Source organism: Nocardia sp. Root136 (genome assembly GCF_001427185.1).
Classification (GTDB): Bacteria; Actinomycetota; Actinomycetes; order Mycobacteriales; family Mycobacteriaceae; genus Nocardia; species Nocardia salmonicida.
Map to the genome: position 1 here is coordinate 2905322 of NZ_LMFE01000001.1, position 26500 is coordinate 2931821.

30 protein-coding genes are annotated in these 26500 nt (G+C 67.0%); 15 read left to right on the top strand and 15 right to left on the bottom strand.

Annotated features, from left to right (window positions below; genetic code table 11):
- The first annotated feature begins 5 nt into the window (after positions 1-5).
- A complete protein-coding gene (locus ASD42_RS13300; protein WP_082843583.1) occupies positions 6-755 on the top strand; it encodes a GntR family transcriptional regulator in 750 nt (249 codons plus the stop codon).
- On the opposite strand, the gene ASD42_RS13305 is transcribed toward ASD42_RS13300, so the two are convergent.
- Positions 756-1646 carry an NERD domain-containing protein gene (locus ASD42_RS13305; RefSeq protein ID WP_056814709.1) on the bottom strand — a complete coding sequence of 297 codons (891 nt, stop codon included), beginning with the start codon at positions 1644-1646 and terminating at the stop codon, positions 756-758.
- Positions 1647-1859: 213 nt separating this feature from the next.
- Between ASD42_RS13305 and ASD42_RS13310 the strand changes: the two genes are divergently transcribed.
- Positions 1860-2405 (top strand): carboxymuconolactone decarboxylase family protein, encoded by a 546-nt coding sequence (locus ASD42_RS13310; RefSeq protein WP_056814711.1) that lies wholly within the window; start codon positions 1860-1862, stop codon positions 2403-2405.
- Between the two features lie 92 nt (positions 2406-2497).
- The gene (locus ASD42_RS13315; RefSeq protein ID WP_056814714.1) at positions 2498-2875 is read left to right on the top strand and encodes a VOC family protein; all 378 of its coding nucleotides are present in this window, start codon (positions 2498-2500) and stop codon (positions 2873-2875) included.
- Here the strand turns inward: ASD42_RS13315 and ASD42_RS13320 are convergent, their stop codons facing one another.
- Both ASD42_RS13320 and ASD42_RS13325 read right to left on the bottom strand, forming a co-directional pair.
- The gene (locus ASD42_RS13320) at positions 2876-3259 is read right to left on the bottom strand and encodes a DoxX family protein (RefSeq protein WP_056814716.1); all 384 of its coding nucleotides are present in this window, start codon (positions 3257-3259) and stop codon (positions 2876-2878) included.
- 140 nt (positions 3260-3399) lie between these two features.
- Positions 3400-4239 carry an NmrA family NAD(P)-binding protein gene (locus ASD42_RS13325; protein ID WP_056814719.1) on the bottom strand — a complete coding sequence of 280 codons (840 nt, stop codon included), beginning with the start codon at positions 4237-4239 and terminating at the stop codon, positions 3400-3402.
- An 85-nt stretch (positions 4240-4324) separates the two neighbouring features.
- On the opposite strand from ASD42_RS13325, the gene ASD42_RS13330 reads away from it, so the two are divergent.
- The gene (locus ASD42_RS13330; protein ID WP_056814722.1) at positions 4325-4741 is read left to right on the top strand and encodes a winged helix-turn-helix transcriptional regulator; all 417 of its coding nucleotides are present in this window, start codon (positions 4325-4327) and stop codon (positions 4739-4741) included.
- Here the strand turns inward: ASD42_RS13330 and ASD42_RS13335 are convergent.
- From ASD42_RS13335 to lpdA, 3 genes are all read right to left on the bottom strand, one after another.
- Positions 4731-5426, bottom strand: a complete 696-nt coding sequence (locus tag ASD42_RS13335; RefSeq protein ID WP_056814725.1) for a polysaccharide deacetylase family protein — start codon at positions 5424-5426, stop codon at positions 4731-4733. The genes ASD42_RS13330 and ASD42_RS13335 overlap by 11 nt on opposite strands.
- A gap of 52 nt (positions 5427-5478) precedes the next feature.
- Complete coding sequence (locus tag ASD42_RS13340) at positions 5479-5979, bottom strand: L,D-transpeptidase (protein WP_056814728.1); 501 nt, start codon at positions 5977-5979, stop codon at positions 5479-5481.
- Positions 5980-6207: 228 nt separating this feature from the next.
- Positions 6208-7611 carry a dihydrolipoyl dehydrogenase gene (gene lpdA, locus ASD42_RS13345; RefSeq protein ID WP_056814731.1) on the bottom strand — a complete coding sequence of 468 codons (1404 nt, stop codon included), beginning with the start codon at positions 7609-7611 and terminating at the stop codon, positions 6208-6210.
- A 109-nt stretch (positions 7612-7720) separates the two neighbouring features.
- Between lpdA and ASD42_RS13350 the strand changes: the two genes are divergently transcribed.
- Together ASD42_RS13350 and ASD42_RS13355 are read left to right on the top strand one after the other, a co-directional pair.
- Positions 7721-8758, top strand: coding sequence for an AraC family transcriptional regulator (locus tag ASD42_RS13350; protein WP_056814734.1), 1038 nt, complete (start codon positions 7721-7723; stop codon positions 8756-8758).
- Between the two features lie 126 nt (positions 8759-8884).
- Positions 8885-9913 (top strand): NADP-dependent oxidoreductase, encoded by a 1029-nt coding sequence (locus tag ASD42_RS13355; RefSeq protein WP_056814738.1) that lies wholly within the window; start codon positions 8885-8887, stop codon positions 9911-9913.
- 51 nt (positions 9914-9964) lie between these two features.
- Here the strand turns inward: ASD42_RS13355 and ASD42_RS13360 are convergent, their stop codons facing one another.
- On the bottom strand, positions 9965-10939 hold the full coding sequence (locus tag ASD42_RS13360) for a dipeptidase (RefSeq protein ID WP_056814741.1): 975 nt from the start codon (positions 10937-10939) through the stop codon (positions 9965-9967).
- 138 nt (positions 10940-11077) lie between these two features.
- Here ASD42_RS13360 and ASD42_RS13365 point away from each other — a divergent pair, with 138 nt between their 5' ends.
- Together ASD42_RS13365 and ASD42_RS13370 are read left to right on the top strand one after the other, a co-directional pair.
- Entirely contained in the window at positions 11078-11608 is a 531-nt protein-coding gene (locus ASD42_RS13365) for an AMIN-like domain-containing (lipo)protein (protein WP_056814744.1), read from the top strand.
- A 45-nt stretch (positions 11609-11653) separates the two neighbouring features.
- Complete coding sequence (locus tag ASD42_RS13370) at positions 11654-13714, top strand: prolyl oligopeptidase family serine peptidase (RefSeq protein ID WP_056814748.1); 2061 nt, start codon at positions 11654-11656, stop codon at positions 13712-13714.
- 3 nt (positions 13715-13717) lie between these two features.
- Here the strand turns inward: ASD42_RS13370 and ASD42_RS13375 are convergent, their stop codons facing one another.
- On the bottom strand, positions 13718-14587 hold the full coding sequence (locus ASD42_RS13375) for an alpha/beta hydrolase family protein (protein WP_056814750.1): 870 nt from the start codon (positions 14585-14587) through the stop codon (positions 13718-13720).
- Positions 14587-15219 (bottom strand): TetR/AcrR family transcriptional regulator, encoded by a 633-nt coding sequence (locus ASD42_RS13380; protein WP_235569398.1) that lies wholly within the window; start codon positions 15217-15219, stop codon positions 14587-14589. The genes ASD42_RS13375 and ASD42_RS13380 overlap by 1 nt, the downstream gene beginning before the upstream one ends.
- Before the next feature lie 656 nt (positions 15220-15875).
- Here ASD42_RS13380 and ASD42_RS34375 point away from each other — a divergent pair.
- The 4 genes from ASD42_RS34375 (at position 15876) to ASD42_RS13395 (ending at position 17274) form a co-directional block, all read left to right on the top strand.
- Positions 15876-16043, top strand: coding sequence for an NAD(P)H-dependent oxidoreductase (locus tag ASD42_RS34375; protein WP_156677434.1), 168 nt, complete (start codon positions 15876-15878; stop codon positions 16041-16043).
- 86 nt (positions 16044-16129) lie between these two features.
- Entirely contained in the window at positions 16130-16372 is a 243-nt protein-coding gene (locus ASD42_RS13385; protein WP_056814757.1) for a hypothetical protein, read from the top strand.
- Between the two features lie 3 nt (positions 16373-16375).
- A complete protein-coding gene (locus ASD42_RS13390) occupies positions 16376-16693 on the top strand; it encodes a hypothetical protein (protein ID WP_156677435.1) in 318 nt (105 codons plus the stop codon).
- Between the two features lie 128 nt (positions 16694-16821).
- Positions 16822-17274, top strand: a complete 453-nt coding sequence (locus tag ASD42_RS13395; protein WP_056814766.1) for an SRPBCC family protein — start codon at positions 16822-16824, stop codon at positions 17272-17274.
- 50 nt (positions 17275-17324) lie between these two features.
- Here the strand turns inward: ASD42_RS13395 and ASD42_RS13400 are convergent, their stop codons facing one another.
- Positions 17325-17774, bottom strand: coding sequence for a MarR family winged helix-turn-helix transcriptional regulator (locus ASD42_RS13400; RefSeq protein WP_235569399.1), 450 nt, complete (start codon positions 17772-17774; stop codon positions 17325-17327).
- A gap of 115 nt (positions 17775-17889) precedes the next feature.
- On the opposite strand from ASD42_RS13400, the gene ASD42_RS13405 reads away from it, so the two are divergent.
- On the top strand, positions 17890-18834 hold the full coding sequence (locus tag ASD42_RS13405; protein WP_056814772.1) for an SMP-30/gluconolactonase/LRE family protein: 945 nt from the start codon (positions 17890-17892) through the stop codon (positions 18832-18834).
- Here the strand turns inward: ASD42_RS13405 and ASD42_RS13410 are convergent.
- A complete protein-coding gene (locus tag ASD42_RS13410) occupies positions 18821-19597 on the bottom strand; it encodes an alpha/beta fold hydrolase (protein WP_162256202.1) in 777 nt (258 codons plus the stop codon). The two genes, ASD42_RS13405 and ASD42_RS13410, sit on opposite strands and share 14 nt — an antisense overlap.
- A gap of 248 nt (positions 19598-19845) precedes the next feature.
- Between ASD42_RS13410 and ASD42_RS13415 the strand changes: the two genes are divergently transcribed.
- A complete protein-coding gene (locus ASD42_RS13415; RefSeq protein WP_235569400.1) occupies positions 19846-20646 on the top strand; it encodes a DUF6585 family protein in 801 nt (266 codons plus the stop codon).
- A 191-nt stretch (positions 20647-20837) separates the two neighbouring features.
- On the opposite strand, the gene ASD42_RS13420 is transcribed toward ASD42_RS13415, so the two are convergent.
- The 3 genes from ASD42_RS13420 to ASD42_RS13430 all read right to left on the bottom strand — a co-directional run bounded on the left by ASD42_RS13420 (position 20838) and on the right by ASD42_RS13430 (position 24042).
- The gene (locus tag ASD42_RS13420; RefSeq protein WP_056814777.1) at positions 20838-21305 is read right to left on the bottom strand and encodes a hypothetical protein; all 468 of its coding nucleotides are present in this window, start codon (positions 21303-21305) and stop codon (positions 20838-20840) included.
- Between the two features lie 137 nt (positions 21306-21442).
- On the bottom strand, positions 21443-23071 hold the full coding sequence (gene groL, locus ASD42_RS13425; protein ID WP_056816261.1) for a chaperonin GroEL: 1629 nt from the start codon (positions 23069-23071) through the stop codon (positions 21443-21445).
- Between the two features lie 239 nt (positions 23072-23310).
- Positions 23311-24042: a Clp protease N-terminal domain-containing protein gene (locus ASD42_RS13430; protein WP_056814780.1), complete on the bottom strand. Its 732-nt coding sequence runs from the start codon at positions 24040-24042 to the stop codon at positions 23311-23313.
- A 72-nt stretch (positions 24043-24114) separates the two neighbouring features.
- Between ASD42_RS13430 and ASD42_RS13435 the strand changes: the two genes are divergently transcribed.
- A complete protein-coding gene (locus ASD42_RS13435; protein WP_063893591.1) occupies positions 24115-25374 on the top strand; it encodes a hypothetical protein in 1260 nt (419 codons plus the stop codon).
- Here the strand turns inward: ASD42_RS13435 and ASD42_RS13440 are convergent.
- Complete coding sequence (locus ASD42_RS13440; RefSeq protein ID WP_056814787.1) at positions 25355-26437, bottom strand: NAD(P)/FAD-dependent oxidoreductase; 1083 nt, start codon at positions 26435-26437, stop codon at positions 25355-25357. The genes ASD42_RS13435 and ASD42_RS13440 overlap by 20 nt on opposite strands.
- Positions 26438-26500: the final 63 nt, after the last annotated feature.

Genomic DNA, 26500 nt, shown 5'->3' on the forward strand with positions numbered 1-26500 from the left:
CGCGCATGGCCGGGAGGGGATCGGGCGAGGACTTGCGTCCCGCCGGAGGGAGACGGCGGGTTCCGCTGGCCGCGCGCGTCTACGACGAGCTGCGCCACGACCTCGCCACCGGGGAACTGGCGCCGACCGAACGGCTGCGCGCCGAGCGGCTGGCCGAGCGCTACGGCGTCTCGCGCACCCCGGTGCGCGAGGCGCTGGCCCGGCTCCAGGCCGACGGACTCGTGCAGCGTCATCCCGATGGGCTCTACCTGTACCGGCCCCGCCTCAACGAACTCGACGAACTCTACGAGCTACGAATTGTGCTGGAATCCAGAGGTTTTCAGCGCATCGCCGCCGGTGGTTCCGTCCAGGTACACGTCCCGACCGAGCACGACCTACTCACCGTGCGCGCCGAGTTGGCCCGCTGGCTCGAATACCGCGACACCCCACCGGAACCCGGACCCGATCTGGTCGCCGCCGACGAGCAGTTCCACACCGAACTGCTGAGGGCGGCGGGCAATACCGCGCTCGCCGAGGCGCTAGCAGCCGTCTACCTGCGAGTTCGCCCGGTGCGCACCATGGATGTGCCCACCGCCGAACGGGTCGCGGCCATGACGGCCGACCACATCACCATCGCCGAACAGGTGCTGGCCGGCGACGACGAACAGGCCCTGCACACCCTCACCACCCACATCGATTCCTCCCGCGCCCACGTTCGGGTGCGCGCGGAACAGGCGATCGCTTTCACCAAACTCGGTCGCGCCGTGCGGGATTGATCAACAGTCCTGCTGGAACGGCCAGCACTCGGTCTTGCGCGGAGTCGCCGTCGAGGGCGCACGGGTCGTCGAGGTCTGCGACGTGTCCGACATCGGGCGCGAATCGGGCGAATCCTGGAACAACGCCACCCCGACCACCACGAAGACGACGAATATGCCGAGAACCGCGGCGGCGAACATTCCGATGCCGACGAGCTTGCCCCGGCGCGACGGATCGGCGGGCGGGGCGGGCGGGGTCGGCGCGCTGAACTTGCGCACCTGCGGTACCACCGGGGTCGGCGTGGGCCGATTGCCGGTGAACCCCTCCTCGGCCAGCTCGGCGCGTGAGGGCACCTCGGCCACCCCGAGCGTCGCGCAGGTGTTGACCACCCGATCGATCGTCCATTCGCGTGGCCCCGCCGAGAACCCTTCGAGGTATACCCGCAGCTCGTGCGCGTCGACGCTGTTCGCGACCAGCACATCGAGACCCGGCCGCAGCGCAGTGCGCGCGGGCCGCACGACCACGCCGCGATACGGCACGAGCACCACCGCGCCGGACACATGCCTGCTGTCCTGCAACGCCCGTTCCAGCGCGACCCGCACCGCGTGCACTCCGTGCTCGACCCGGTCGGTGAGACCGTTCGACGGCTCGGCTTCTAAATCCAGCGGACTGTCGCTGATCCGCCACGAGCCATCGGCGGTCACGGTGAGCAGGCCGCTCTGCCGCCGCCGGAAGCCCTTGACCTCGACCACCGTGATCCCGCGCGGCGTCACGATCACCGCGCCGAGCCGCCGGTCACCCACCCGGCAATCGACCAGCGCGAGCCCCGTACTCGGATAAGCGCGCAGGCAATCCACGAGCTCGCGCTCGGCGCCGGTGAGCTCGGCACCCGGTCTGATCCGAACCAGCATGTTCGATGTTCCCCTACCAGTGCTGCGACTTCACACCGCCGCTGCCCGCTGCGGTACCCACCGATCATGACGCGCAACTGTTCCGAAAACCACTGGAAACCAAAGAAAACGGCAGAAACGCAGGATGGACCCTCCAGGCAGCCCACCACAGCTATACCGGCGAGTACGCTCCGATCCTGGCCGACGATGTTCGAGAAGACAGGTGGATCACCGATGGATTCAGCGCCACTACCACGCGTTTCGCCCGGCAGGTTCGGTGAACTCGGGCCGATCAACTGGGTTGTCTGGCAGGTACTTTCCCGTGCGTCGGGTACCGATGACGCGCATCTGTTCAGCACCCTCGGTCGCACCGGCGGACTCTTTCGCGGCTGGCTGCATTTCTCCGGCAAGCTGATGCCGGGTGGTAGGTTGCCGCGCGCCGAGGCCGAACTGGTGATCCTGCGCGTCGCGCAGCTGCGCGCGTGCGACTACGAGGCCGATCATCATCGCCGGTTGGGGCGAAAGGCAGGGCTGTCCGCCGTCGAGATCGAGCGCGTTGCCGCAGGCCCGGAAGCCGAGGGCTGGACACCTCGGCAGCGGGCATTGCTGACTGCGGTCGATCAGCTGGTGTCCACCCGGAATGTGGACGACGCGGCGTGGGCCGCGCTGGCCGAGCACTACGACGAGCGGGTACTGATCGAGATCGTGTTGCTGATCAACCAGTACGAAGGTCTGGCGTCGACGATCACGACCCTGCGGATCGAGCGTGACACGTTCTGACACTGTGACCCAGGTCATATAGCGAGCTCGCGCGGGATCTCCCACAGTAAAGACGTACAACGTACGGAGTTCATCGTCATCGAGGAGAACCCATGCAGATCACCGCTTCCGCCCTCTCGCTCAACGTCGCCGACCCGCAGTCCTCCGCCCAGTTCCTGATCGACCACCTCGGCTTCACCGAGAAGATGGCCGCCGACGGATTCGTCAACGTGGAGCGGGCCGACGCGGGTATGGACGTGATCTACCTGCGTACCGGCCTCGGCTCGTTCAAGCCCGCCCGCATCGCGGGCAACGCGGGCGAGGGGCTGCTGGTCGTGTTCGTCGTCGACGATATCGACCGCGAATACGACCGCTTGCGGGCCGAGGGCGTCCCGATCGAGACGCCCATCGAAACCGAGGAGTGGGGCGAGCGCTACTTCCAGATGACCGATCCCAACGGCATCGTCATCCAGCTCGTGCAGTGGGTCTGATCAGCGGCGCGCGACCCGCAGCGCGGCGACGATCATCGGGATCTGCAAAGGCAACCGCGCCAGCACGCCTGCCTTGAAGACCTTGGACGCTTTCGGGTTACCGAGAACATCCGCGGTCATCTGGATATTGGCGGGGAACACACCGACGAACAACGCCGCGGCGAGCCACCCACCGAGCCGCCGCGTGCGCGGCACCGCCAGCGCGGTCGCCACGCCCAGCTCGGCAACCCCGGACCCATAGGTGTAGGTCCGCGGGTTGCCGGGCAGCTGCGGCGGCACGATCTTGTCGAACGGCTTGGGTGCGACGAAGTGCAGGATGCCCACGAAGAACAGCAGTCCACTCAACCAGGAGTGCGCGGGTCGACGGGGAGTTTGATCAGCCACACCGCCGACGGTACCGCCTGCCCGCGACTTCGAGCCAGATCCAGGCGCGCAGGACGATCCATCGGCGGCCGACGGTAAGCGTGAGGACCGCTAGCCCGTGCCCGGCGAGTTACCCATGTGCTGTCGTCACGAGGGCGCCTCTACCGCGCGAAGACCGTGGACGCGGAGGTCGCCGGGCGGCCGAGGAGTTTGGTCAGGTCGCCGGTGTTCACCTCGAGCATGCCCTCGCCGATACGGGCGTCGGCGTCGGCGAGGGCGGCGGCGATCTGGCCGTCGAGGCCGGCCGCGCGCAGCGCCGCCAGATAGTCGGCCTCGGCGAGGTCTGCGTAGCGGACGGTGGAGCCCTTCGCCTCGGAAACCGCGGCCGCCAGGTCAGCACCGGTCAGCGCCTCGTCACCACCCAGTTCGTAGACGCGGCCCTCGTGCCCGGCGCCGGTGAGCACGCGCGCGGCAGCCTCGGCGTAGTCGGCCCGTGCGGCGCCGGAGACGCGACCGGTGGCCATCGCGCCGTGCAGGACGCCCGACTCCGCCGCGTTCGCGACGGCGCCGTCGTAGTTCTCCCAGTACCAGCTGTTTCGCAGCAGCACCGTCGGCACGGTGGCGGTGGCCAGCACCTCTTCGGTGCCTCGGTGCTCGGCCGCCAGCAGCATCGGATTGCTGTCGGCGCGGGGGATGCTGGTGTAGGCCAGCAGTTCGACACCGGCGCGCTCGGCGGCACGAATGACATTGGTGTGCTGGGCAATTCGAGAGCCGAATTCATTGCCCGAGATCAGCAGCACCCGATTTACACCCACCAGGGCGGCATCGAGGGCCGCCGGATCGTCGTAGGACGCCTGCCGAACGTCGGCGCCTCGCTCGGCCAGGTCTGCCACCTTCCGCGGATCGCGCACGATCGCGACGGGCCGCTCCCCTGCGGCGAGCAGGGCCTCCACGACCAACCGGCCGAGCTTTCCGCCTGCTGCTGTCACTGCCACGGTCATTGCTACCTCCAGCGCTACAAGTACTAACTATTAGTAAGCACTATGCCTTTAGCGGGCACTTGCGTCAAGTGGGTACGATGGACTCATGTCAGAGACGCCCGCAGACCACGACCCCACGCTGGAAGCCGACGTCTTCGCGCGCAATTGCACCTCTCGGCCCGTCCTGCAGAACATCGCCGGGCGGTGGGGTGTGCTGGCCTTGGTCGCGCTGCGCGACGGTCCCGTCCGATTCAGCGCCCTGCGTCGCCGGGTAGACGGCGTGAGCGAGCGCATGCTCTCGCAGACCCTGCAGGCGCTGGAACGCGACGGCATGGTTCATCGCGAGGTGCTGGAAGCGATCCCGCCCCGCGTCGAATACACCCTCACCGAGCTGGGCGCGCAGGTCGCCGACCATCTGCGGTCGCTGATCGTCGTGCTGGAATCCAATATGGACACCGTCCGCGCGGCACAGGACAGCTACCACCGCGCCGGTGTCATCGGCCAGGACCAGCTCAACGCGTGAGCAGCTCCGAGACAGTGACGAATCGGTAGCCCTGCGCACGCAATCCGTCGACGATCTCGGGGACCGAGGCAAGGGATTCTGCGCCGTGCATGACATGGAGCAAGATGATCGAGCCCGGCCTGGTCTCGGCGAGGGTATCGGCGACGATGGCCGCGCGCGACGCGCCACCCGCGGAATCGGGCTCGACGTCCCAGGTCACGGTGGTGCGATCGTGGTCGGAGAGGTAGCGCGGCAGCGTCCACAGTTTTTTGCCGTAGGGCGGGCGGAAAGTGATCGGTCCCGGATACCCGGCGCGGCGGATCTCGTCGTCGGTGCGTTCGATCTCGTCACGCACGGTGCCACCGGAGACCAGCACCATGCGCCGGTGCGAATAGGAGTGGTTTCCGATCTCGTGGCCCGCTGCCACGATCGCCGCACCGTATTCGGGATGGGCGGCCAGGTTGTCGCCGACCAGATAGAAAGTCGCGCGAACCTGCGATTCCCCTAGTATTCGCAGCACTTCCGGGGTTCGCGCGGTCGGGCCGTCATCGAAGGTCAACGCGACAACCTTCTCGTCGGTCTCGACGCGATCGACCAGCCGTCCCGCCACCTGATAGGTCCGCGAATTCATCAGCACGTACAGGCCGACCGCCACCACTGAAACCACCACGATGCCGAGAATCCCACCCACCAGCCAACGACGCATGGACAGACGGTAACTCACCGGGTCTGCTCGGCCCGGTGAGTTACCGGCGCACCTACGCGATAACTTGGGTGACGTCGCCCGGCTTCAGGTAGTCGAAGAAGCGGTGGGCGCCGTCTTCGGTCATCCGGACACAGCCGTGCGATTTCGAATCGACCGGTCCCACGTGGAATGCCATGTCGCCGTTGAAGAAGGTCGCCCATCGCATCGGCGCATTGTGCATCGTGCTCCAGTGGAATTCCCGCTTGAAGGAAATCTTGGTCACCGCGGGCGGCGTTTCGTATCCGGCCATACCGTGCGAAATCGGCGTCGGTCCGAAGATCACCCGGCCGTTGTCGACCAGCCACGCCTCGTTCGTCGACAGCCGCAGGCATGCCCTGGCTTCGACGACCGGGCACGGCGATGCGGTGGGAACAATGGCGGGAACACCGGGAACGTCCGGTCCACCGGGGAAAAGAGGTTCCGCGACGGCCGGTGTCACCGTGCCGAGTCCGGCCACAGCGACTGCGGCTGTTGCCGCGATCCGTGCTGTCCAACCGAGAATGCTCTTGCTCATCGAGTCGTTGCCTCTCAACCGTGCCCGCCACCCGCGAGCCTGCCCGGGTGAGGGGACCATCTCATGGAACACAAATATGTCGAACACGAGCGTGGAACAACTACCTGGAGGTGATGTCGATCATCGGCCACAGACCCTGATTCACCAAATCAACGCCCGGAAAAAGACCGAAAAGAAACCAAAAGGCCGGGCACGCGATTCGCGTACCCGGCCCGGTCGGCTGATATCTCAGAAGTTGATCATGTGCCCCGCGAGGCCGTGGATCGCTTCCTGCACCGCTTCGCTCAGCGTCGGGTGGGTGTGCACATTGCGGGCCACCTCGTTGACCGTGAGGTCCCACTTCTGGGCGAGGGTGAGTTCCGGCAGCAGCTCGGAGACGTCGGGGCCGATCAGGTGCCCACCGAGCAGTTCGCCGTGCGTGCCGTCGGCGATCAGCTTCACGAAGCCGGTCGGATCGCCGAGGCCGTGCGCCTTGCCGTTGGCCTGGAACGGGAAGTTCGCGACCTTCACGTCGTAGCCCTCGTCGCGGGCCTGCTGCTCGGTGAGACCGAAGCTGGCGACCTGCGGCTGACAGAAGGTGGCGCGCGGCATCATCCGGTAGTCACCGAGGGGCATCGTCTCGGCGCCGCCGATGGTCTCGGCCGCGACCACGCCCTGCGCCTCCGCCACGTGGGCGAGCTGCAGCTTGGCGGTGACGTCACCGATCGCGTAGATGTGCGCCACGTTGGTGCGCATGTAGTCGTCGATCTCGATGGCGCCACGGTCGGTGAGCGCGACACCGGTGGTCTCCAGGCCGTAGCCCTCCACCCGCGGTGCGAAGCCGACAGCCTGCAGCACCTTGTCGACGGTGACGGTCTCGATCGCGCCGGACTTGTTGTCCTTGATCTGGACGGTGACCTTGGAGCCGTCGTCGTCGATCGACTGCACGGCCGCACCGGTGGAGATGGTGACGCCGAGCTTCTTGTACTGCTTGGTGATCTCCTTGGAGACGTCGGCGTCCTCATTGGGCAGCGCGCGGTCGAGGAACTCCACGATCCGCACGTCGACGCCGTAGTTCTTGAGGACGTAGGCGAACTCCATGCCGATGGCGCCGGCGCCGACGATCAGGATCGAGCCCGGTAGGTCACGGGTGAGGATCTGCTCCTCGTAGGTGACCACGTTCTCGGAGAGCTGGGTGCCCGGCAGCAGCTTGGTGGTGGTGCCGGTGGCGATGATGGCATTGTCGAACGTGATCGTCTCGGCGCCGCCCTTGGTGAGCGCGACGTCGATCGAGTTCGGGCCGGTGAAGGTACCGAGACCGTCGAACTCGTCGATCTTGTTCTTCTTCATCAGGAAGTGCACGCCCTTGACCCGGCCGTCGGCCACCTTGCGGCTGCGATCGAAGGCGGCGCCGAAGTCGAAGCTGACCTCACCGGAGATGCCGAAGGTCTTGGCCTCCTTGTGGAAGATATGGGCCAGCTCGGCGTTGCGCAGCAGTGCCTTGGACGGGATGCAGCCCACGTTCAGGCACACGCCACCCCAGTATTTCTGCTCGACAATCGCTGTTCGCAGGCCGAGTTGAGCGGCACGGATCGCGGCGACATATCCGCCGGGACCAGCGCCGAGAACGACGACATCGTAGTGGGAAGTCACGTCACCGAGCCTAACTCTGTTTCGGGGAGTTCACCCACCCGTCCCCCCTATAGGTGAGATGTGCCCTCGACCGGCCGCTGGTCGCTGTGGCGCCAGTACTGTCGAGAAGGTGAGCGGTGCTGGGTCGGCGGGCGGAATCGGCAGCCGGCTCGACGGCACGGCGTCGACCCATCTCGTCCGGTTGCTCGTGCAGGCAGCCAGGCAGGCGGGTGCGGCCGAGGACCAACTGGCCCGCGTGGCCGGTACCGACGAGGTGGTTCTGCGCGGTGAGCTCAACCGGATCCCGATGAGTTCGCTGCTCCGGTTGTGGGAGTTGATCGCACAGGCGCGACCCGGTGCGGGATCGGGGGCCGCGATCGCCGCGGCTGCGCCGCTCGGCTCGCTCAACACCTGGGACTACCTGGTGACAACCGGCGAGACACTGGCGGATTCGCTGCGCGCGGCCCAGCCCTATCACCGCCTGGTGACCGCGGCGACCGAGGGTTTCGACCTGTCCGGCGACGGGGATCTCACCATCGGCTACCGGACCTCGGCCGATGATCCGGCAGTGGCCTCGGTGGTCAACGAATACGTGCTCGCCTACTACCTACGCCGTGCGCGCGAGGCGATCGGTCGCCCGCTCGTGCCCATCCGGGTGAGCTTCGGCCACGCCGCACCGGCCGACCACACCGGGCTGGTCGCCGTATTCGGCACCGCCGACATCGAATTCGAGGCCGAGGCGGATTCGATCACCTTCCACGCCGACGACGCCAACGCACCACTGGCCCGCGCCGATCCGATGCTGGCCGACTTGATGCGCAGCCACGCCGACCTGGTCCTCGCCTCCGCCCGCCCGATCGCCGACCCCCTCGATGCCTTTCGCATCGCCCTCGGCGCGGCACTGGACGCGGGCGACCCAGCTCTGCCCCGCGTCGCGAAAAGCCTTGCCATGAGCCAGCGCACCCTGCAACGTCATCTCGCCGAACACGGCACCTCCTGGCGCGACGAGCTCGACCTGCTCCGCCACGAACGCGCGAGAATTCTGCTCGACCGAGGCCACAGCACCGCCACCATCGCCCAGCGCCTCGCCTTCACCGACGACCGCGCCCTGCGCAAGGCCTTCCACCGATGGACCGGCACCACACCGACCGCCTCGCGCGCGGGGTGAGCGCGCCCACCATGGCGTGAACGGACCGGGTGGTGGCGTCCGCGGACCTGGGAGCGAGGTCCCGGCCGCCATAACGTAGTCATCACCGGCGAGAAACACCGGCTGACCTCGAAAGAAGGCTCGATCATGTCGAACACGGCCACCCGCGCACTGCCCACCTTCACCCGCGAGATCCACCTCGCCTCCCGCCCGAACGGCGCACCGGTCGCCGGCGATTTCGCCCTGGTGGAGCGGGAGCTGCCGGAACTCGCCGAGGGCCAGATCCTGGTCCGCAACACCTGGATGTCGGTCGATCCGTACATGCGCGGCCGGATGGACGACAAGGCGTCCTACATCCCGCCCTTCGAACTCGGTGCGGCCCTGGACGGTTCGGCGATCGGCGAGGTGATCGCTTCCCGCTCAGCCGATATCGCGGTCGGCGCCACGGTCACGCACTTCGCCGGATGGCGCGAACACGCCATCGTCGACGCCGCGACGGCCACCCCCGTCGACCCCGAACTCGCCGCACCGCAGCACTTCCTGAGCGTGCTCGGCACCACGGGACTCACCGCCTACGCCGCGCTCACCGACGTCGCCCGGGTCGAGCCCGGCGACACCGTGTTCATCTCGGCGGCAGCGGGAGCGGTCGGCAGCGTGGCGGGCCAGATCGCCAAGGCGCTCGGCGCGAAGCGGGTGATCGGCTCGGCCGGTGGTCCCGTCAAGGCCCGAAAGCTGCTCGAAGAGTTCGGTTTCGACGCGGCGATCGACTACCGGGCCGGCGATCTCGATGGTCAGCTCGCGGCGGCCGCACCCGATGGCATCGATGTCTACCTCGACAGTGTCGGCGGCGAACACCTGAAGGTCGCCATCGAGGCGCTCAACCAGCACGGCCGGATCGCCCTGGTCGGCGCGATCAGCGGCTACAACGGCGCCACCACCGGGCAGACCCCCGATCTCTACCTCGCGGCGACGAAGGAGATCACTCTGCGCGGCATGCTGGTCACCAGCTACTTCCCGATCTTCGGCGAGTACATCGCCAAGGCCGCGGGCTGGCTCGCCGACGGCGCCCTGCACACCGCCGAAACCGTCTACGACGGACTCGACCAGGCGCCCGCCGCGTTCCTCGGCGTTCTCACCGGCGCCAACACCGGCAAAATGCTCGTTCACCTCGCCTGAACCCGAACGCCCCGCCGCGCACCGAAATCCTCGGTCCGGCGGGGCGAAAGGTCACTCACGCCAGACGTGGCTCGCGGCCCTGGCGAAGTTGCCGCCGAAGATCGCCGCGCGCTCGACAGGGGTGAAACCACGGGCCGCGAGGAGCTCGTCCAGCCCGGGCACGTCGGATTCGCCGAGCAGGTCCTCGGGCGGAGTCCATTGCAGCGGGCCCCATTTCGTGTACGAGTCGGAGAACGCGCTCGGGTTGTCGCGGATCTCGTCGTTGAACTCCTGACCGTCGAACGAATAGTCCGACCCGATCCCGATGTGGTCGATCCCGACCAGGTCGACGCCGTATCGAATGTGGTCGGCTGTCGCCGCGACCCGCTCGGCGCGCGCGGCGGGCTCGTTGCGGCCGAGGAAGATTCCGACGCCGTTGATGCCGATCACCCCACCGGTGGCGGCGCACGCGCGTGCCTGCTCGTCGGTGATATTGCGCGGGTGGTCCCACAGCGCGGCGAAATTGGAGTGGCTGTAGATCATCGGAACCGAGGTGTGGGTGGCGATGTCGAGGCCGGTGCGGCGCGAGCAGTGCGAGCCGTCGGCGAACATGCCGACCTCGTTGAGCTTGCGCACCAAGTCTTTTCCGTATCCGGTCAGCCCGGTGTCGTCGCTGTCGAGGCAACCGCAGCCCGCCGCGTTCGCGTGGTTGTAGGTGGGCAGCAGCGAGCGAACGCCGAGCTCGTAGAACAGTTCCACAGTGTCGAGATCACCGTCGAGTGGCCCGGAATCCTCGAGGTCGAAGGCCAACGAGATCACCTCGGGCGCACCGATATCGCCCACTCGGTCGACCAACCGAAACCGCGAATCCGCCGCGGCCTCGTCCCGGAACTGCCGCAGCAAGGCCAGCGAATCATCCTTGGTCTGCGCCGAGTACCCGACGTTGACCGACAGATACGACCCCGCCGGGTACCGAGCCAGCTCCGCGACCCTGGCCGTGGGCCGCAACGGCAGACAACAGTGCTGCTCCCACAGGAACACATCCACCTCCGGTTGATTCGTGACCTGTGATCGTACGTTTCGCGGCACATCCGACGCCGGACCGACGTTAACGCGATGTCTGATTCGTCGATAAGTCAGTACTGCGTCCCCGACCATTGCCCCCTGATCCAAAGGCGGTGCGACATGCGTCGCGTCCTCGTCCTCCTCGCCTCCCTCGCGACCTGCCTCGGGCTGTCCACTCTGCCCGCGTCCGCCACCCCCTCCTACTGCGGTCTCGCCTGGAGCTCACAGGACCAATCGACATCGAACTACTCGGGCGCCACCGTCGCCGACGTCCGCGCGGGCCGCCACGAGTGCTTCGACCGCCTGGTCATCGATCTGTCCGGGCCCACCGCCGGTTACCGCGTCGGTTACGTCGGCACGGTCACCCAGGACGGCTCCGGCGCCGCTGTCCCACTCCGCGGTGGCGCGTTCTTGCAGATCGCCGTCATGGCCCCCGCCTACGACAACGCGGGCAACAGCACCTACAACCCGCCGAGCCGCACCGAGCTCGTCGGCGTGAACGGCTACCCGACCTTCCGACAAGCCGCGTTCGCCGGCTCCTTCGAAGGCCAGAGCACTTTCGGCCTCGGCGTCCGCGCCCGCCTACCCTTCCGCGTGAGCACGCTCGACGGCCCGGCCCGCGTAGTCGTGGACGTCGCCCACCACTGGTGACGGCTCGCGCGACATGCGAATCCTCACATCGGCAACAATGTGGGGATGAGCGGCGTTGAGCAGAACGTGACCGATCCCTATCTTTGGCTCGAGGACGTGACCGACGAGGGCGCGCTGGACTGGGCGCGCGCCCGCAACGAGGTGGTGGGGCGGCGGTTCGCGGCCACCGACCGATTCGCCGATATGGAGCGTCGCGTACTGGCGATGCTCGACGACGACACCAAGATCGCCTACCCCGGCCGGCGGGGGCCGTGGCTGTACAACTTCTGGCGTGACGCGCAGCATCAGCGCGGGCTGTGGCGGCGCACGACATTCGAGTCCTACGCCACCGACGAGCCCGAGTGGGACGTGCTGATCGACGTCGACGCGCTGGCCGAGGCGGACGGCGAGAACTGGGTGTGGGCGGGCGCCGCCGTGCTGCGTCCGTCGCAGGAACGCGCCATCATCCATCTGTCCCGCGGCGGCGCCGACGCCACCGTCGAACGCGAATTCGACCTGACCACCAGGCAATTCATCGCCCCCGAGGACGGCGGGTTCTACTTGCCGGAGGCCAAGTCGCGCATCGGCTGGATCGACGCCGACACCGTCTACCTCGGCACCGATTTCGGACCCGGATCGCTCACCGACTCCGGCTACCCGCGCATCGCCAAGCGCTGGCGACGCGGCACCGCGTTGTCCACCGCCGACACGGTGTACGAGGGCAAGCCGAGCGATGTCTCGATCGGCGCGGGCTACGACCGCCACCCCGGCTACGAGCGGCACTATCTGCATCGGTCGACGGACTTCTTCAACAGTGAGGTGTCCCTGCTGGAAGACGGCGCGTGGCGCCTGATCGAAACCCCCACCGACGCCGACGTCGACTGGTACCGCGACTGGCTGCTGGTGCGCTTGAAGACCGAGTGGACTCCGGCCCAGACCACCTACGCGCCCGGCAGTCTGCTGGTCACCGACCTGAACGACTTCCTCGCCGGTGGCAGAGAATTCGACGTCCTCTTCACACCGGATCCGCACACCTCACTGGAATCGTGGGGATGGACCGAGAACCACCTGATCCTGACCACTTTGCAGGACGTGCAGACCGGATTCCGCGTGCTCACCCCCGGCCCGGACGGCTGGGCCGCCAGTGCGCTCACCGATTCCCCCGCCATGTCGTCCACCTCGGTGGCCAACCTGGACCCGCTGGAGGGTGGCGACGAATTCATGCTCACCACCACCGGTTTCACCACCCCGACCACCCTGCTCAGCAGCGCCATCGGTGAAACCGCAGTGACCTTGAAGCAGGCGCCCGGCTACTTCGACGCCACCGGCATCGAGACCGAACAGTTCTTCGCCACCTCCGACGACGGAACCGCGGTGCCCTACTTCGTGATCCGCCATCGCGACCGGCGCGGCACACCGGGACCGACGATCATGAACGGGTACGGCGGCTTCGAGATCTCCAAGACCCCCGCCTATCTCGGCTCGGCGGGCATGAACTGGCTCGAACGTGGCGGCACCTACGTGATGACCAACATTCGCGGCGGCGGCGAGTACGGCCCCGAATGGCACACTGCCGCACTGAAAGAGCACCGCCACCGCGCGTTCGAGGACTTCGCCTCGGTCGCCCGCGACCTCGTGGCCCGCGGCATCACCACCCCCGACCGGCTCGGCGCGATCGGCGGCAGCAACGGCGGGCTGCTGATGGGCGTGATGCTCACCCGCTACCCGGAACTGTTCGGCGCCATCGTCTGCCAGGTCCCGCTGCTGGACATGAAGCGCTATCACCTGCTGCTGGCCGGTGCGTCGTGGGTCGCCGAATACGGTGACCCGGACAAGCCGGAGGAATGGGCCTACCTCAGCGAGTACTCGCCGTATCAGAACACCGACCCCGGCAAGCAGTACCCGCCGATCCTGCTCGCCACCTCCACTCGCGACGACCGGGTCCATCCCGGCCATGCGCGAAAGATGGCCGCGCTCTTGGAGTCGCAAGATCGCACTGTTTGGTACTACGAGAACATCGAGGGTGGTCACGGCGGCGCCGCCGACAACAAGCAGTCGGCCTACCTGTCCGCGCTGGTCTACGAATTCTTCATCCAGATGCTGATCGAGGGCCGCCGCTCGGCCTGATCCTCAGCGGTCGCGCAGCCACTTCTCCACCGTGTCGACGGTGGAGTCCGGATTGGTGATCCAGCCGTTGTGCCCCAGGGCCTCCGGCTGGAACCACCGGGTCACCTGCGTGCCGGGCAGCTTGCCGAGCAGGTGGTCGGCGGAGGTCTGCGGGGCCAGGTCGTCACCGGCGATGGTGATCGACAGGACCGGAAACTTCAGCCGCGACATCCGCTCGTCGTAGTCGATATCGGCGCCGACGGGCACGAAGCGCCCGGTGCGGGCCAGCCTGGCCCAATCCGACATGAGCACTTTGGACTGCCTGCCGTACGCGCGCTTGCCGAGCAGGTCCCCCGGCCAGAACCCGGCCAGGTTCGACGCGACCGCCACCGCCGCGGTGCCCACCAGCACGCCCGGCCCGAAGACACCGCGATACCCACGGAAATACGGCGTCCCGGAAGCGACCAGGATCAAGCCGCCGAGCCTGCCGCGCACCCTGGCCGCGTACATCGACGCGAGCTGGCCGCCCATGCTGTGCCCGAGCAGGTACGGCGTGCTGGCCGGGAACCGGTTGCGCACCGCGGCCAGCATCGCCGGAAAGTCCACCGAGACCAGTTCGTGGTAGCCGTAGGTGCTTTCGGCGTCGGGACGACGCGTGCTCTCACTCTGACCACGCAGTTCGCCGATGGCGACATCGAATCCGCGGGCGGCCAGCCGGTGTCCGAAGTACTCGTAGAACTCCCCCGGCACCGCTAGGCCGGGCACGATCACCACGACCGCGCGTGGCGCGTCCGGGGTGACCGGATGCCGGTGGGCGCCGGTGGCCGGAATGAGCCGCACCGGCAGGGTGCTGCCGTCGGGTACCTGGATCTCGACGATCTCGACCCGGGCCATCAAGCCCCGACCGCGCCCAGGATCACCCGGCTCAGCACCTTGATCACCTCGTCGAGCGGAGGCCGCGGGTCGCTGCCGCTCCAGCCGTCGACGACATAGTTCACCGCGCCGATGACCGCGAGTACCCGCAGTTCGTAGTCGCCGGGCGGGATTTCGCCGTGCATGGCCGCGTCTTCGGCGGCACTGGCCAGCAGTGACCCCCACACGCGACGCAGTTCGAGACGGAACTTCTCGACCTTGGGGCCTGCTCCGACCACTTCGACCAGCGCCACCCGCGCCTTGCGGGGATCGGTGCCGATCGACTCGACGTAGGCCCGCACGGCCGCGTCGATCTGCTCGAGCACGGTCGCCTCGGCCTTGTCCTCGAGGGCGGTAGCCACCGCCTCGCGCGAATGTCGGTCGATCTGCTCGTACAGCTCCAGCAGCAGAGATTCGCGGCCGGTGAACTCCTCGTAGAACTGCCGAGACGATAGTCCCGCGTCCTTACAGATGGCGCCGACCGAACTGTTTGCGTACCCGTCGCGCGCGAAGACCGTAAGGCCTGACTCCAGAAAACGCGCACGCCGCTGGCGTTGCCGGTCCTCTACGGGTTGCCCGGCATACATTCGTCCCGTATTCGCATCCTGTGACATTGTCGCTGACAATACCGAAGGGCCTGATCCCCTCGTCATGGATCAGGCCCTTCGGCTGCCCAATCGGCCAACCGCGCGTTAGCCGAAAGTTGGCTACAGACGGCTCAGTTGCCCGAGCCCTGCACCGAACCGGTGCTCAGCGAGCTGGTGAGCAGGCCGAGCAGCAGGGTCAGGATGTTGCCGTCGCTGCTGTCATCCGTGATGTTGTAAAGCATGTGTCACTCCAAGTCGATGTTTTGTGACTTCGTTGTCACTGGCCATTTGCCATCTCGGACGATACCCAGACAGAATGTGAAGCGAGGGTGTTTTAAAGGAATTTTCTAGAATTTTTTGTCACGGGGCACAAGACCAAGGAACTCAGGGCGCGCCCGGACCGAGCACGAGCCGATTCGCGAACGAGGCGTCGACAGCACGAGACCGTGAATATCGGCATCGCCGAATCCGAGCGCGCGCAACCGTTCCCGTTCCGCGTGCGCCGATCCGTACCGTCGTTCCCTCGTCCAGCAGCCGCTGCTCGTCGTCGACGCGCCAGGGCAACCGCGATGTGAAACGTGAGTGTACCGATGCGCCGTTCTCGCATCCGTCGAACCGGGAAGTAACCGTCAGGGTGCGACAAATCATTGTCGGCAGCCGCTGGGCTCGGTACTCCTGTCCCCATGACGACTCTGCTACACCTCAATGCTTGCTCACGGGGCGAACTCAGCCGATCCCGCTCTACCGCAAACACTTTCATCGAATCCCTCACGGCGAAGGGCACCGGATCGCGGGTCGACACGTTCGATCTGTTCGAGCCGGGCCTGCCCGACTTCGGCGCCGACTACTGAAGTGACGGGAACGGGGGTGGGCGCCGACGGGAAGAACAGTCGCAACAATCTGTGCCGGAGGGATTCTCGTCGTCAGGAAGCCCTAGGTGACGCTGCCGATACTCGGCGACCCGGCCGCGGCGTGGGGTACCTGCCGCGACGCGGCGATCTGGACAACAACTGCTTTCGAGCTCGCCTACGGCGCAGGGTTTCTGATCACCGGCCCACTGTCGCACCGCCGGGGACGACGCCCGGTGACCGTCGTGGGCCTGGCAGTGACGGCCTTGTCCGCCCCTGTGGTGATCTCGGCGCCGAGTCCGGGCGCGAGGATCGGCATACGGGCGACCTAGCGGTTGACGGCTTCGATATCGGACCTGACGTTCCTCGGCATGGGGGTGATCGCGCAGCTTGTCGACGACGTTTCCGGCCGGCAGGCCGTGTTCGTGGTGGGCGCGGCGGGCTCGGCCTTCACCGCGTTCGTCGCGCTGCCGCGCGGCCCACGGTTGACGCCGCTCCACGTCAGCGGCCTTCCCGCGCTCGGGTCCATCGTCGGGATCTACACCGGCGTACTGCTCGCGCCGCCCGACGGCGACGTCGGCCGGAGCGCCCCGCGGTCGACGGGCGGGTTGCCGCCCGGTAAGCCGGTCCATGTGACTTCTGTCGAAACATAGTCGGGCGCAATTATTTTGACCAACGTTCGGCGCAGCCTGCAAGAAATCCGACCATGGGCGGAGGTAGACCGAGGTCACGGTGCCTATGCTGAGCGTGACAGCCCGTCACGCATACCCCGGAGGCACCGTTGCCGAACACTCTCGAAGCCAGCATCGACATCGCCGCATCGCCGGAAAAAGTCTGGTCGGTGCTCGCAGACCTGCGCCGCATGCCTGAGCTCAGCCCCACGACGCTGAAGATGGTCGCGGTCGGTGGCGTTCGCGACGGCGCGTTCACCGTCAACATCAACAAGGTCGGCTGGAAGGTCTACCCGACCACCTCGCGGATCGTGCGCTTCGAGCCCAACAAGGCGCTGGCGTTCCGGATGAACGAGAACCGCACGGTCTGGGCCTACGAGCTCGAGCCGACCGCCACCGGCACCCGCGTCGTCGAGACGCGCACCGTCGACGCCAAGGGCCTGCCCGGCTGGCTGCGGGGAACGATCAAGGTCGCCATGGGCGGCGAGGAGAAGTTCGAGGCCGATCTGGTCTCGGGTATGCAGGAAACGCTGAGCAAGGTGAAGGTCGCCGCAGAGCGCTGACCTCGAATATCGCGTGAGCCCGTCGGAATCATCCGGCGGGCTCTTTTTCGTTATGCCAGGTTGTCGCGGATCTCGTCGAGCGCCTGCGTGCTGCGGGTGAGCAGCTCCTGCACCGCCGCCAGTTCGGTCGCGGTGAATCGCTCGGCCAAGGCGCGCTCCACCGCGATCGCGCGGACATCGGCATCGTTCATCACCGTCCGCCCCGCCTCGGTGAGACGGGTTTCCAGCACGTTCTTGTGCCACTCGTGCGGGGTCCGGTCCACCAGGCCGCGGTCCTGGAGGTTGGTCAGGACGGTGTTCATCGTCGGCGGGGTGACGCCGGCCAGCCGAGCCAGGGCTGCGGCCGAGATACCCGGATTCTCCGCGAGGTGCAGCAGCGCGCTGTACTGCGCGACGGTCAGCCCGGCGGGTTTGAGCGCGGCCGTCTTCGTCGCGATCAGGGCTTGCTCGGCGCGCTTGATATACGTGCCGAGCCTCTCGGCGGCGGACATGGACGTCATGCGTTGCATGGTATCCGCCCATCACTTCGTAAATCTCTTGACGATCATAACGACTCTAATCTAGGTTACTGCCTATCGATTGATACTTGACATTACGTCACTGAGAGGCTTCATCATGTTGAGAACTGTTGCCGCTGCCGCCGCTTGCTTGACTCTGGCCGCCTGCGGGACCTCGCCCGCCACACCCACGCTGAGCACCGCGTACGAACTGCCCGGCAATGCCGTGTACCCGGAGGGCATCGGCGTGGACGCGCGCAACGGTGACACCTACGTCGGGTCGTTCGCCGACGGCGCGGTGTATCGGGCTGCCGCCGACGCTGCGCGCGCCGAGGTGTTCCTGCCCGCGGGCGCCGACGGCAGGAAGACGGCGAACGGCGTGAAGGTCGATCGAAGCGGTCGACTGTGGGTGATCGATTCGGGTGTGGGCGTGAGTGTTTACGACACCGGATCACGAGCGCTGCTCGCGCGCTTCGCAGTGCCCGGTGACGCACCGCGTTTCGTCAACGACCTGGATTTCGGCGCGGACGGGTCGGCCTATCTGACCGACAGCATGCGAAATGTGGTCTACAAGGCGGTAATCGGCGGCGGGGGTGAACTGACAGTCGCCTACGACCTGACCACCGCGCTCGGGCCGCGCGACCCGAAGGCGTTCGAGCTCAACGGCATTGTCGCCGACCCGGCCGGCGAGTTTCTGATCGTCGTCGCCATGTCAGCGGCCGAGCTGTACCGCATCGACCTCACCGGCGGCGCGGATCCGATCCGGAAGGTAGTGCTGACCGGTGGCGACGCACGCCACGGCGACGGGCTGGACCTGCGCGACAACACGCTGTGGATAGTCCACAACCTCGACAACACCATCAGCCGCTGGGCCCTCACCGACAACGGCGCCACCGCTACCCGCACCGGCGAATTCCACGATCCCGCGCTGAATGTTCCTACGACGATGGCGCATTCGGGCGAGCGGGCACTGATCGTGTCGTCGCAGTTCGACAAGGGCGGGCCGCTGGGTCAGACGGGCACGCCGGGAACATTCGTGGTTTCGGCGGTCACCGGGTTCTAGCGATGAATTCGCCCACGACGGAGACGAATTCGTCCGGTTGCTCGACTTGCGGGGAGTGGCCCGCGTGTTCGACGAGGTGGGTGTCGGCGCCCGCGGCGGCGAAGCGGGCGAGGGTTTCGGCGCTGTCGTAGAGGTGGTCGTGGCGGCCGTGGATGGCGAGGACGGGCTGGTCGAGCGCCCGCACGCGGGTATCGAGGGGTTTCTCGGCGAAGTCGTCGGCTCGGGCGCCCACCGCGTAGGCGAGTCCCGTGGGGAGGGTGGCGCGGAAGTCGCGCACCAGCGCCTCGGCCAGCCCGGGCGCCGAGTCGTAGCGGAAGCGGGGAGCGAAGGCCGACCGGCTCGCCAGGCGGATCACCGGCCCCGGTGTCCACCGCTGCGCCAGGCGCACAGCCCACGGGCGGACAACCCATTTCGCGGCCGTCGGGATCCTGGCGGCCTGGTAGTCAGGGGCCTGGCCGACGACCACCACGCGGGCAACGCGGTGGGAGACGGCGGCGAGTTCCAAGGCGATCTCGGCGCCGAACGAGTGGCCGACCGCTGTCACGTCGGTGAGGTCCAGATCGTCCATGAGAGTGATGAGCGGGGCCACGCGGGCCGCGGCGCTGAAGTCGCCGTCGGCGCCGAGCTCGTGCATATCGACTCGGATCACCCGAAAAGCGGTCATCCGCTCGGCGGCGGCAGCGAACCAGTCGACCGAGCCCGGGATGCCGTGGATGAACACGATCGCCGGCGCGGTGGGTTCACCCTCGTCCAGAAACAACACGTCAACCACCCTAACCGGCACAGTCACGGAGCGTTCCCGGCATTTCGGCCGCGTCGCGGTGACGTTGCCGGGCAACGGTTTCGCGGATTCGGTGTCGAGGGCAACTGTGGCGGGGTTCTTCGTCGCTTTCGCCATCGGGTGAGCCATTCCGCCCGGTCGTGGCCAGAATTTCCGATCCATACCGGTGGCAATATTCCGCCCGGTCGCATACGCTTCGCCGCGGATGAAAACGCCTCTTGGAGGGACGAGTGATCACTCCGAACAGGCCGGAGGACGTAGCCGATACTCGGCATGCGGTGCCGTTGACCCAACTGATACACCTGATGGCGGAGTATCAGCACCTGGGCGCGCACCGTGACACCTTTCTCGCCACCCCCGCCGACGACACCTTCGTACGCGGCTGCGGCATCGTGGCGGGCTGCATCGCCACCATCGGCGTCATCGTCGCGGCCGTCGGCGGATGGCAAGGTGGTGTCTCCCTGCTCGTGATCGCCGCCGCGCCCGTATTGCTCGCGCTGCGCCGCGGCGTGATCAACCGGCAGAACCGCGCCGCCCGCATCGATCTGTTCGACCACGGCGTCACCGTCTACCGCTCTGGTCAACGCGTGGCCGGATTCCGTTGGGACAGCACCGAAGTGCGTCAGCAGGCCATCCCCTTCCACGACACAACCCCCGTCACCTACCTGCTGGAACTGTCGGGCCCCGGCGGCGTCGAAGCCACCATCGACGAAGAGGGTTTCGCCCGCGCCCGCGAATGGGCCCGCGCCATCCAATCCGCCGTCACCGCAACCCAACTCCCCGCCGCGGTAGCCGCCATCGACAACGGCGAAACCGTCCCGTTCGGCGAACTCTCCCTCTCCCTGGACGCCCTCACCTTCCGCGAAGAAGCCCTGCCCTGGGAAGACATCCAACTCATCGACGCCCGCAGCGGCCACATCCGCATCAAACTCTCCGGCATATGGATGTCCCTGGCCCCCGTCAGCACCATCCCCAACTTCTACATCTTCAACGAGCTGGCCGAGCGCCTCCGCCTCACACCAGTGGCCTAGTTTCGCAGACTCGTTTCAGCAATCGAATGATCTGTCGGCGGCGGTCCGACCCGCTCGATATGAACCCGTTTGTCGCCCTATTTGCGTCGGTCGGTCTGCTTCGGATGACCAGTACCTGCGTGAGTGATCCACAGCGTTCGGGTCTCGTCATCGACGGCGTAGGGCGGCGGATCTCGTCGCCTCGCCGGAGCTCAGGCATCCCCACCGCCGGGACGTGGCACGGCGATCGAATCCTCCGTGTCGAACGGGCCGCGCAGTCGACGTGCCAGTTCCGGATCGGAGTAGATCTCGGCGGTCGACTGCCACTCTCGTAGCGCCCGCGAAAACGGTAGGAGCAGGCCGGTTTCCGCACCTGCCAAGAGGTGATCGAGGAGCTCGCTGATGCATTCGGGCCGGGCTTCGGCCGGCAGCCACGTCAACCACGGGAGCTCCTCGGCAAAGACTTCTTCCGCCAGCGGCCGGTTCGCCTTCGCGATGATCGCGAGCGAGCGGGCAGCAAGCCCGAGGCCCTTCACCATTGCCTCGAACCGCTCCGACCGCATCAGCACCAGATTCTCGGCATCACGGCGCTCGAGGATGACATCAGCGTCGGCGAGCGCGGGGAAAACACTGGTCTGCTTGTTGATCAGCGTCGAGAACGGGAAGGTGCGAGTAGCCATGCCACCAGCGTACGCGTAGTTCGAAAGTAGTTCAGTGAATACCCGCTCAACTGATCAGCCCCATTTCATGACGAAGGCCGGTCCACCGAATGGTGGACCGGCCTTCGTGGCTTGCGTGGAACTTACTGATCAGGAGATCAGAAGTCCATGCCGCCCATGCCGCCGGTGGGGTCGCCGCCTGCGGGGGCGGACTTCTCCGGCTTGTCGGCGACTACTGCCTCGGTGGTGAGGAAGAGCGCGGCGATGGAGGCCGCGTTCTGCAGGGCCGAGCGGGTGACCTTGACCGGGTCGGCAACGCCGGCGGCCAGCAGGTTCTCGTAGACACCGGTGTCGGCGTTCAGGCCTTCGCCCTCGGGGAGGTTGGAGACCTTCTCGGCCACGACGCCGGGCTCGAGGCCCGCGTTGAAGGCGATCTGCTTGAGCGGAGCCGACAGCGCGACGCGCACGATGTTGACACCGGTCGCCTCGTCAGCGGTCAGACCGCTGAAGCCGTCGAGCGCGGGGGCGGCCTGCAGCAGCGCGACGCCACCACCGGCAACGATGCCCTCTTCGACGGCGGCCTTGGCGTTGCGCACGGCATCTTCGATGCGGTGCTTGCGCTCCTTGAGCTCGACCTCGGTAGCGGCACCGGCCTTGATCACCGCAACGCCGCCGGCCAGCTTGGCCAGACGTTCCTGCAGCTTCTCACGGTCGTAGTCCGAATCCGAGGACTCGATCTCGGCGCGGATCTGCGCCACGCGGCCCTTGATGGCCTCCGCGTCGCCCGCACCCTCGACGATGGTGGTCTCGTCCTTGGTGATGACGACCTTGCGCGCGGTGCCGAGCAGCTCGATGCCTGCGGTCTCCAGGGAGAGGCCGACCTCTTCGCTGATGACCTCGCCACCGGTGAGGATGGCGATATCGGCCAGCTGGGCCTTGCGACGGTCACCGAAGCCGGGCGCCTTGACGGCGACGGACTTGAAGGTGCCACGGATCTTGTTCACGACCAGGGTCGACAGGGCTTCACCCTCGACGTCCTCGGCGATGATCAGCAGCGGCTTGCCGGCCTGGATGACCTTCTCCAGCAGCGGCAGCAGGTCCTTCACGGTCGAGATCTTCGACGACACGAGCAGGATGTACGGATCCTCGAGGACCGCTTCCTGACGCTCGGGGTCGGTCACGAAGTAACCGGAGATGTAGCCCTTGTCGAAGCGCATGCCCTCGGTGAGCTCCAGCTGGAGCCCGAAGGTGTTGCTCTCCTCGACGGTGATGACACCTTCCTTGCCGACCTTGTCCATCGCCTCGGCGATGAGCTGGCCGATGGCCGGGTCGCCCGCGGAGATACCAGCGGTAGCAGCGATCTGCTCCTTGGTGTCGATCTCCTTGGCGGTGTCGAGCAGCTTGGCGGTGACGGCCTCGACGGCCTTCTCGATGCCACGCTTCAGGCCGAGCGGGTTCGCGCCGGCCGCGACGTTGCGCAGACCTTCACGCACGAGCGCCTGGGCGAGCACGGTAGCGGTGGTCGTACCGTCGCCGGCGACGTCGTCCGTCTTCTTGGCGACTTCCTTGACCAGCTCGGCGCCGATCTTCTCGTACGGGTCCTCGAGGTCGATCTCCTTGGCGATGGAAACACCATCGTTGGTGATCGTGGGGGCGCCCCACTTCTTCTCGAGCACGACGTTGCGACCCTTCGGGCCCAGCGTCACCTTGACAGCGTCGGCGAGGGCGTTCAGACCCCGCTCGAGACCGCGACGGGCCTCTTCGTCGTACGCAATTGTCTTGGCCATTGCGTTGAGATCCTCCACATGTCTATGGCTGACACACGAGACGACCACAGGTTGGATCGCCCCAAAGTACGCTGGCCAGGAGGTGCCCGCGACGGACGACCGAGGGTGTCGATGGAACCCGATCTCACCGTCCCGACCTGGCACTCAACAGTGACGAGTGCCAAGCCATTTTTAGCACTCAGGTGGTGAGAGTGCAAGGTCGCGCCCGACGCGCGGGACATACCGGGCGCGACCGCCTCTCATGCCTCGTCCTGCACCGAAGCCAGGAACTGATTCAGCAACTCGACGAGTTCGGCCTCGACGACGGCCTTGTCAAGGCCCAGACCGCTGAGTACGCCCGCGCCGTTCTCCTGTTCCAGCAGAGCCAACAGGATGTGCTCGGTGCCGATGTAGTTGTGGCCGAGGCGCAGCGCCTCGCGAAAGGTGAGCTCGAGTACCTTCTTCGTGTCGCCGTCGAACGGGATGAGAGCGGGCACGTCACCGTCGGCGGCGGGCAACGAGGCGGTCGCGGCATCGCGCACCGCGTCCAGCGTGACGCCCCTGGCGACGATCTCCTTGGCGGCCAGACCTTCCGACTGACCGATCAGTCCGAGAATCAGGTGCCCGAGGGCGATCTGACTACTCCCCGAGGCGCGGGCCGCCTCCTGGGAGCCGACGACCACCTGCCGGGCCCGGTCGGTGAACTTGGCGAAACCGGCCTGCGGATCCATCGCGGCCGTGTCGCTCGGCCCCTTGGGCACGAACCGTTTCTGGACGGCCTGCTTACTGACGCCCATGCTGGCGCCGATATCGGTCCAGGAGGCGCCGGAGCGGCGCGCCTGGTCGACGAAGTGGCCGATCAGGTGATCAGCGGTTTCGCCGAGGTGATTGGCGGCGACCACGGCGTCGGAGAGTTGGTCGAGGACGTTGTCGGGGCGGGCCTTTTTGATGCCGTCGATGAGGTCGTCGAGGCGAAAGTTCGGAGTGCTCATGCGTCAACTGTAGGTTGACGATTCGTGGGCGTCAACGGTTGGTTGACGGTCAATTCCTGGCAAAGTGGCGTCATGGGGAGAATCCGGCGCTGGGCGCCGCGTATGGCGGGGATAGTCGTGACGGTGGCGTGCCTGGTCGGCGCTGGACAGCTGCTGTGGCCACAGCCGGGTTTGGACGAACAGCCGGGGTCGACGGCGCGGCAGTTGGCCTTCGTGCGTGGCGCGCTCGACGAAGGATCGGATACGGCTGCGCAAGAACTGTTTCCGGAGGGGTACGTCTTTTCGAACGTGCTCTACGGTCTGGCCTGGGTGCAGGCCGCGCACGCCGATTCAGGGCTGCGCGATGACGCGCTGCGTGAATCGCGGTGGGCACTGGCACGATTGGAGTCCGACGAGGGTCGAGCGGTCTTCAACCCTCGGTTGCAGCCCACGTACGGGGTGTTCTGGGCGGGCTGGACCAACTGGTTGCGCGGGGCGATCTTGTCGCTGGATAGCTCCGATACCGCTGCGGTTCAGCAGTTTTCCACCCGAAGCGCCGAGATCGCACAGGCGTTCTCGGCGGCCGACACGCCGTTCCTCCAGGCCTATCAGGGCCAGGCATGGCCCGTCGACTCGACAGTCGCGATGGCGTCACTTCGCCTGCACGACACACTGTTCGGCGCGCAATACACCCCGGTGATCGACCGCTGGCTCGAGCAGGCGAAGACTCGACTCGACCCCGCGACCGGCCTCCTACCGCATCAGGTTTCACCGACCGACGGATCGATGACGACCGGTGCGCGGGCGACCTCGCAGACAGTGATCCTCCGGTTCCTGCCCGAGATCGATCCAGCGTTCGCGAGGAACCAGTACACGCGGTATCGCAACCAGTTCCTCGCTCACCCAGGAGGTTTCGGTCCCGCCGTTCGCGAGTACCCGAAGGGGGTCGACGGGAGCGGCGATGTCGACTCCGGCCCGCTGGTCGCCGGGATCAGCCTGTCCGCCACCGTCGTCGCCGTCGGAGCGGCCAGGGTGAACGGTGACCGGGCGTTGGCTGCCGCGATCGGATCAGAGGGCGAGCTGATCGGGTTGCCGATCGATCTGCCGTGGTCCAAGCGCTATGCGTTCGGGCTGTTGCCGATCGGCGACGCCTTCGTGGTGTGGTCCTCCACAGCACGGCTACTGACGGCGGCCCCGATAACGGTCGAGCACGGTGTGCGCTGGTGGTGGCGGCTGCCGTGGCTGGGCGTGCTCGGCCTGATCGCCATCGCGCCCTGGGCATGGACCTCGGCCCGCCTCGTCAGAGGTCGGGCCGAGCGCCACGCGACCGGACTTACCGCAACCCCACGGTGAAAGCGGTCCCCCGCACGATCAGCTCCTTCATCACCACACCGATCCGACCGGTGAACACCCTGTCCGTCGGGGTGTCATCGGCCTTCACGAGCTGCAGCACCGCGTCGTGACGGCCGAGGCTGATGCACTGCGCGACGTAGCGCCCCTCCATCGGCTGCGGTTCGCGACCGCGCGCCCGCGCCGTGATCGCCCCGACCACGTACTGCCCGGCGGGAATCGCTGTCGCACAAGCCATCCGCAGCGGACGACCGTCCACCCCGGCCATCAGCGCGGAATCGCCGACGGCGTAGATGTCGGGGTGCGACACCGAGCGCAACGTGTCGTCGGTGCGGATACGACCGTCGGCGGCGACCTCCAACCCCGCGCGACGAGCCAGGTCGGGGACGGTGAAACCGGTGGTCCAGACGGTGGTGGCGGCGGACACCAGGGTGTCGTCGGCGAGCCGAACAGCATCGGGCAGCACCTCGACAACCTTGACGCCGGAACGGATTTCGACGCCGAGACGGGTGAGCGCGGCACGGATCGCCTGGTGTGCGCGCGGCGAGAGCCAGGCGCCGGGGTCTTCGGAACCGAGCAGGCTGATCCGCGAATCCGGGTGCGATTCAGCGAGTTCGGTGGCCAGTTCGATGCCGGTCGGGCCCGATCCGACGATGACGATCTGACCCGACAGCTCCGTCACGTCTTCGGCGGTGGCGACGAACTTCGCGTGCTCGGCGGCGCCGGGCACGGCGTTGCGGTCGGCCTGGCTGCCGAGCGCGTAGACGAGGGTGTCGTAGTGCAGCGTCCACTCACCGTCGACGGCGACGATCTTGCGCTCCGGGTCCAGGTCGGTGACCCGTGCCTGAAGGAACTCGATGCCCTTGCGTCCCAGCGACTTCCGCAGGTCGAGGCGCTTCACCGGTTGGCCCGCGGCGGCCTGGTGCAGACGCACCCGCTGCACGAATTCGGCGCGGGCGTCCACGACGGTGATCTGGGTGTCGCGAGTCTTCTTCGCGAGGGCGCGGGCCGCGGTGAGTCCCGCGTACCCGGCGCCGAGGACGACGATCCGATGCTGACCGGTCATGGTGTGGCTCCTTCTCTCGAAATGCCTACACACACCAGACTGATCAGCCGCCGAGTTCCTGAC

Coding starts and splice junctions, on each gene's coding strand:
- ASD42_RS13300 (WP_082843583.1), top strand. CDS start 6: ATGGCCGGGAGGGGATCGGGCGAGGACTTGCGTCCCGCCGGAGGGAGA.
- ASD42_RS13305 (WP_056814709.1), bottom strand. CDS start 1,646: ATGCTGGTTCGGATCAGACCGGGTGCCGAGCTCACCGGCGCCGAGCGC.
- ASD42_RS13310 (WP_056814711.1), top strand. CDS start 1,860: ATGGATTCAGCGCCACTACCACGCGTTTCGCCCGGCAGGTTCGGTGAA.
- ASD42_RS13315 (WP_056814714.1), top strand. CDS start 2,498: ATGCAGATCACCGCTTCCGCCCTCTCGCTCAACGTCGCCGACCCGCAG.
- ASD42_RS13325 (WP_056814719.1), bottom strand. CDS start 4,239: ATGACCGTGGCAGTGACAGCAGCAGGCGGAAAGCTCGGCCGGTTGGTC.
- ASD42_RS13330 (WP_056814722.1), top strand. CDS start 4,325: ATGTCAGAGACGCCCGCAGACCACGACCCCACGCTGGAAGCCGACGTC.
- ASD42_RS13335 (WP_056814725.1), bottom strand. CDS start 5,426: ATGCGTCGTTGGCTGGTGGGTGGGATTCTCGGCATCGTGGTGGTTTCA.
- ASD42_RS13340 (WP_056814728.1), bottom strand. CDS start 5,979: ATGAGCAAGAGCATTCTCGGTTGGACAGCACGGATCGCGGCAACAGCC.
- ASD42_RS13355 (WP_056814738.1), top strand. CDS start 8,885: ATGTCGAACACGGCCACCCGCGCACTGCCCACCTTCACCCGCGAGATC.
- ASD42_RS13365 (WP_056814744.1), top strand. CDS start 11,078: ATGCGTCGCGTCCTCGTCCTCCTCGCCTCCCTCGCGACCTGCCTCGGG.
- ASD42_RS13370 (WP_056814748.1), top strand. CDS start 11,654: ATGAGCGGCGTTGAGCAGAACGTGACCGATCCCTATCTTTGGCTCGAG.
- ASD42_RS13375 (WP_056814750.1), bottom strand. CDS start 14,587: ATGGCCCGGGTCGAGATCGTCGAGATCCAGGTACCCGACGGCAGCACC.
- ASD42_RS13380 (WP_235569398.1), bottom strand. CDS start 15,219: ATGTCACAGGATGCGAATACGGGACGAATGTATGCCGGGCAACCCGTA.
- ASD42_RS34375 (WP_156677434.1), top strand. CDS start 15,876: ATGACGACTCTGCTACACCTCAATGCTTGCTCACGGGGCGAACTCAGC.
- ASD42_RS13400 (WP_235569399.1), bottom strand. CDS start 17,774: ATGACGTCCATGTCCGCCGCCGAGAGGCTCGGCACGTATATCAAGCGC.
- ASD42_RS13405 (WP_056814772.1), top strand. CDS start 17,890: ATGTTGAGAACTGTTGCCGCTGCCGCCGCTTGCTTGACTCTGGCCGCC.
- ASD42_RS13420 (WP_056814777.1), bottom strand. CDS start 21,305: ATGGCTACTCGCACCTTCCCGTTCTCGACGCTGATCAACAAGCAGACC.
- groL (WP_056816261.1), bottom strand. CDS start 23,071: ATGGCCAAGACAATTGCGTACGACGAAGAGGCCCGTCGCGGTCTCGAG.
- ASD42_RS13430 (WP_056814780.1), bottom strand. CDS start 24,042: ATGAGCACTCCGAACTTTCGCCTCGACGACCTCATCGACGGCATCAAA.
- ASD42_RS13435 (WP_063893591.1), top strand. CDS start 24,115: ATGGGGAGAATCCGGCGCTGGGCGCCGCGTATGGCGGGGATAGTCGTG.
- ASD42_RS13440 (WP_056814787.1), bottom strand. CDS start 26,437: ATGACCGGTCAGCATCGGATCGTCGTCCTCGGCGCCGGGTACGCGGGA.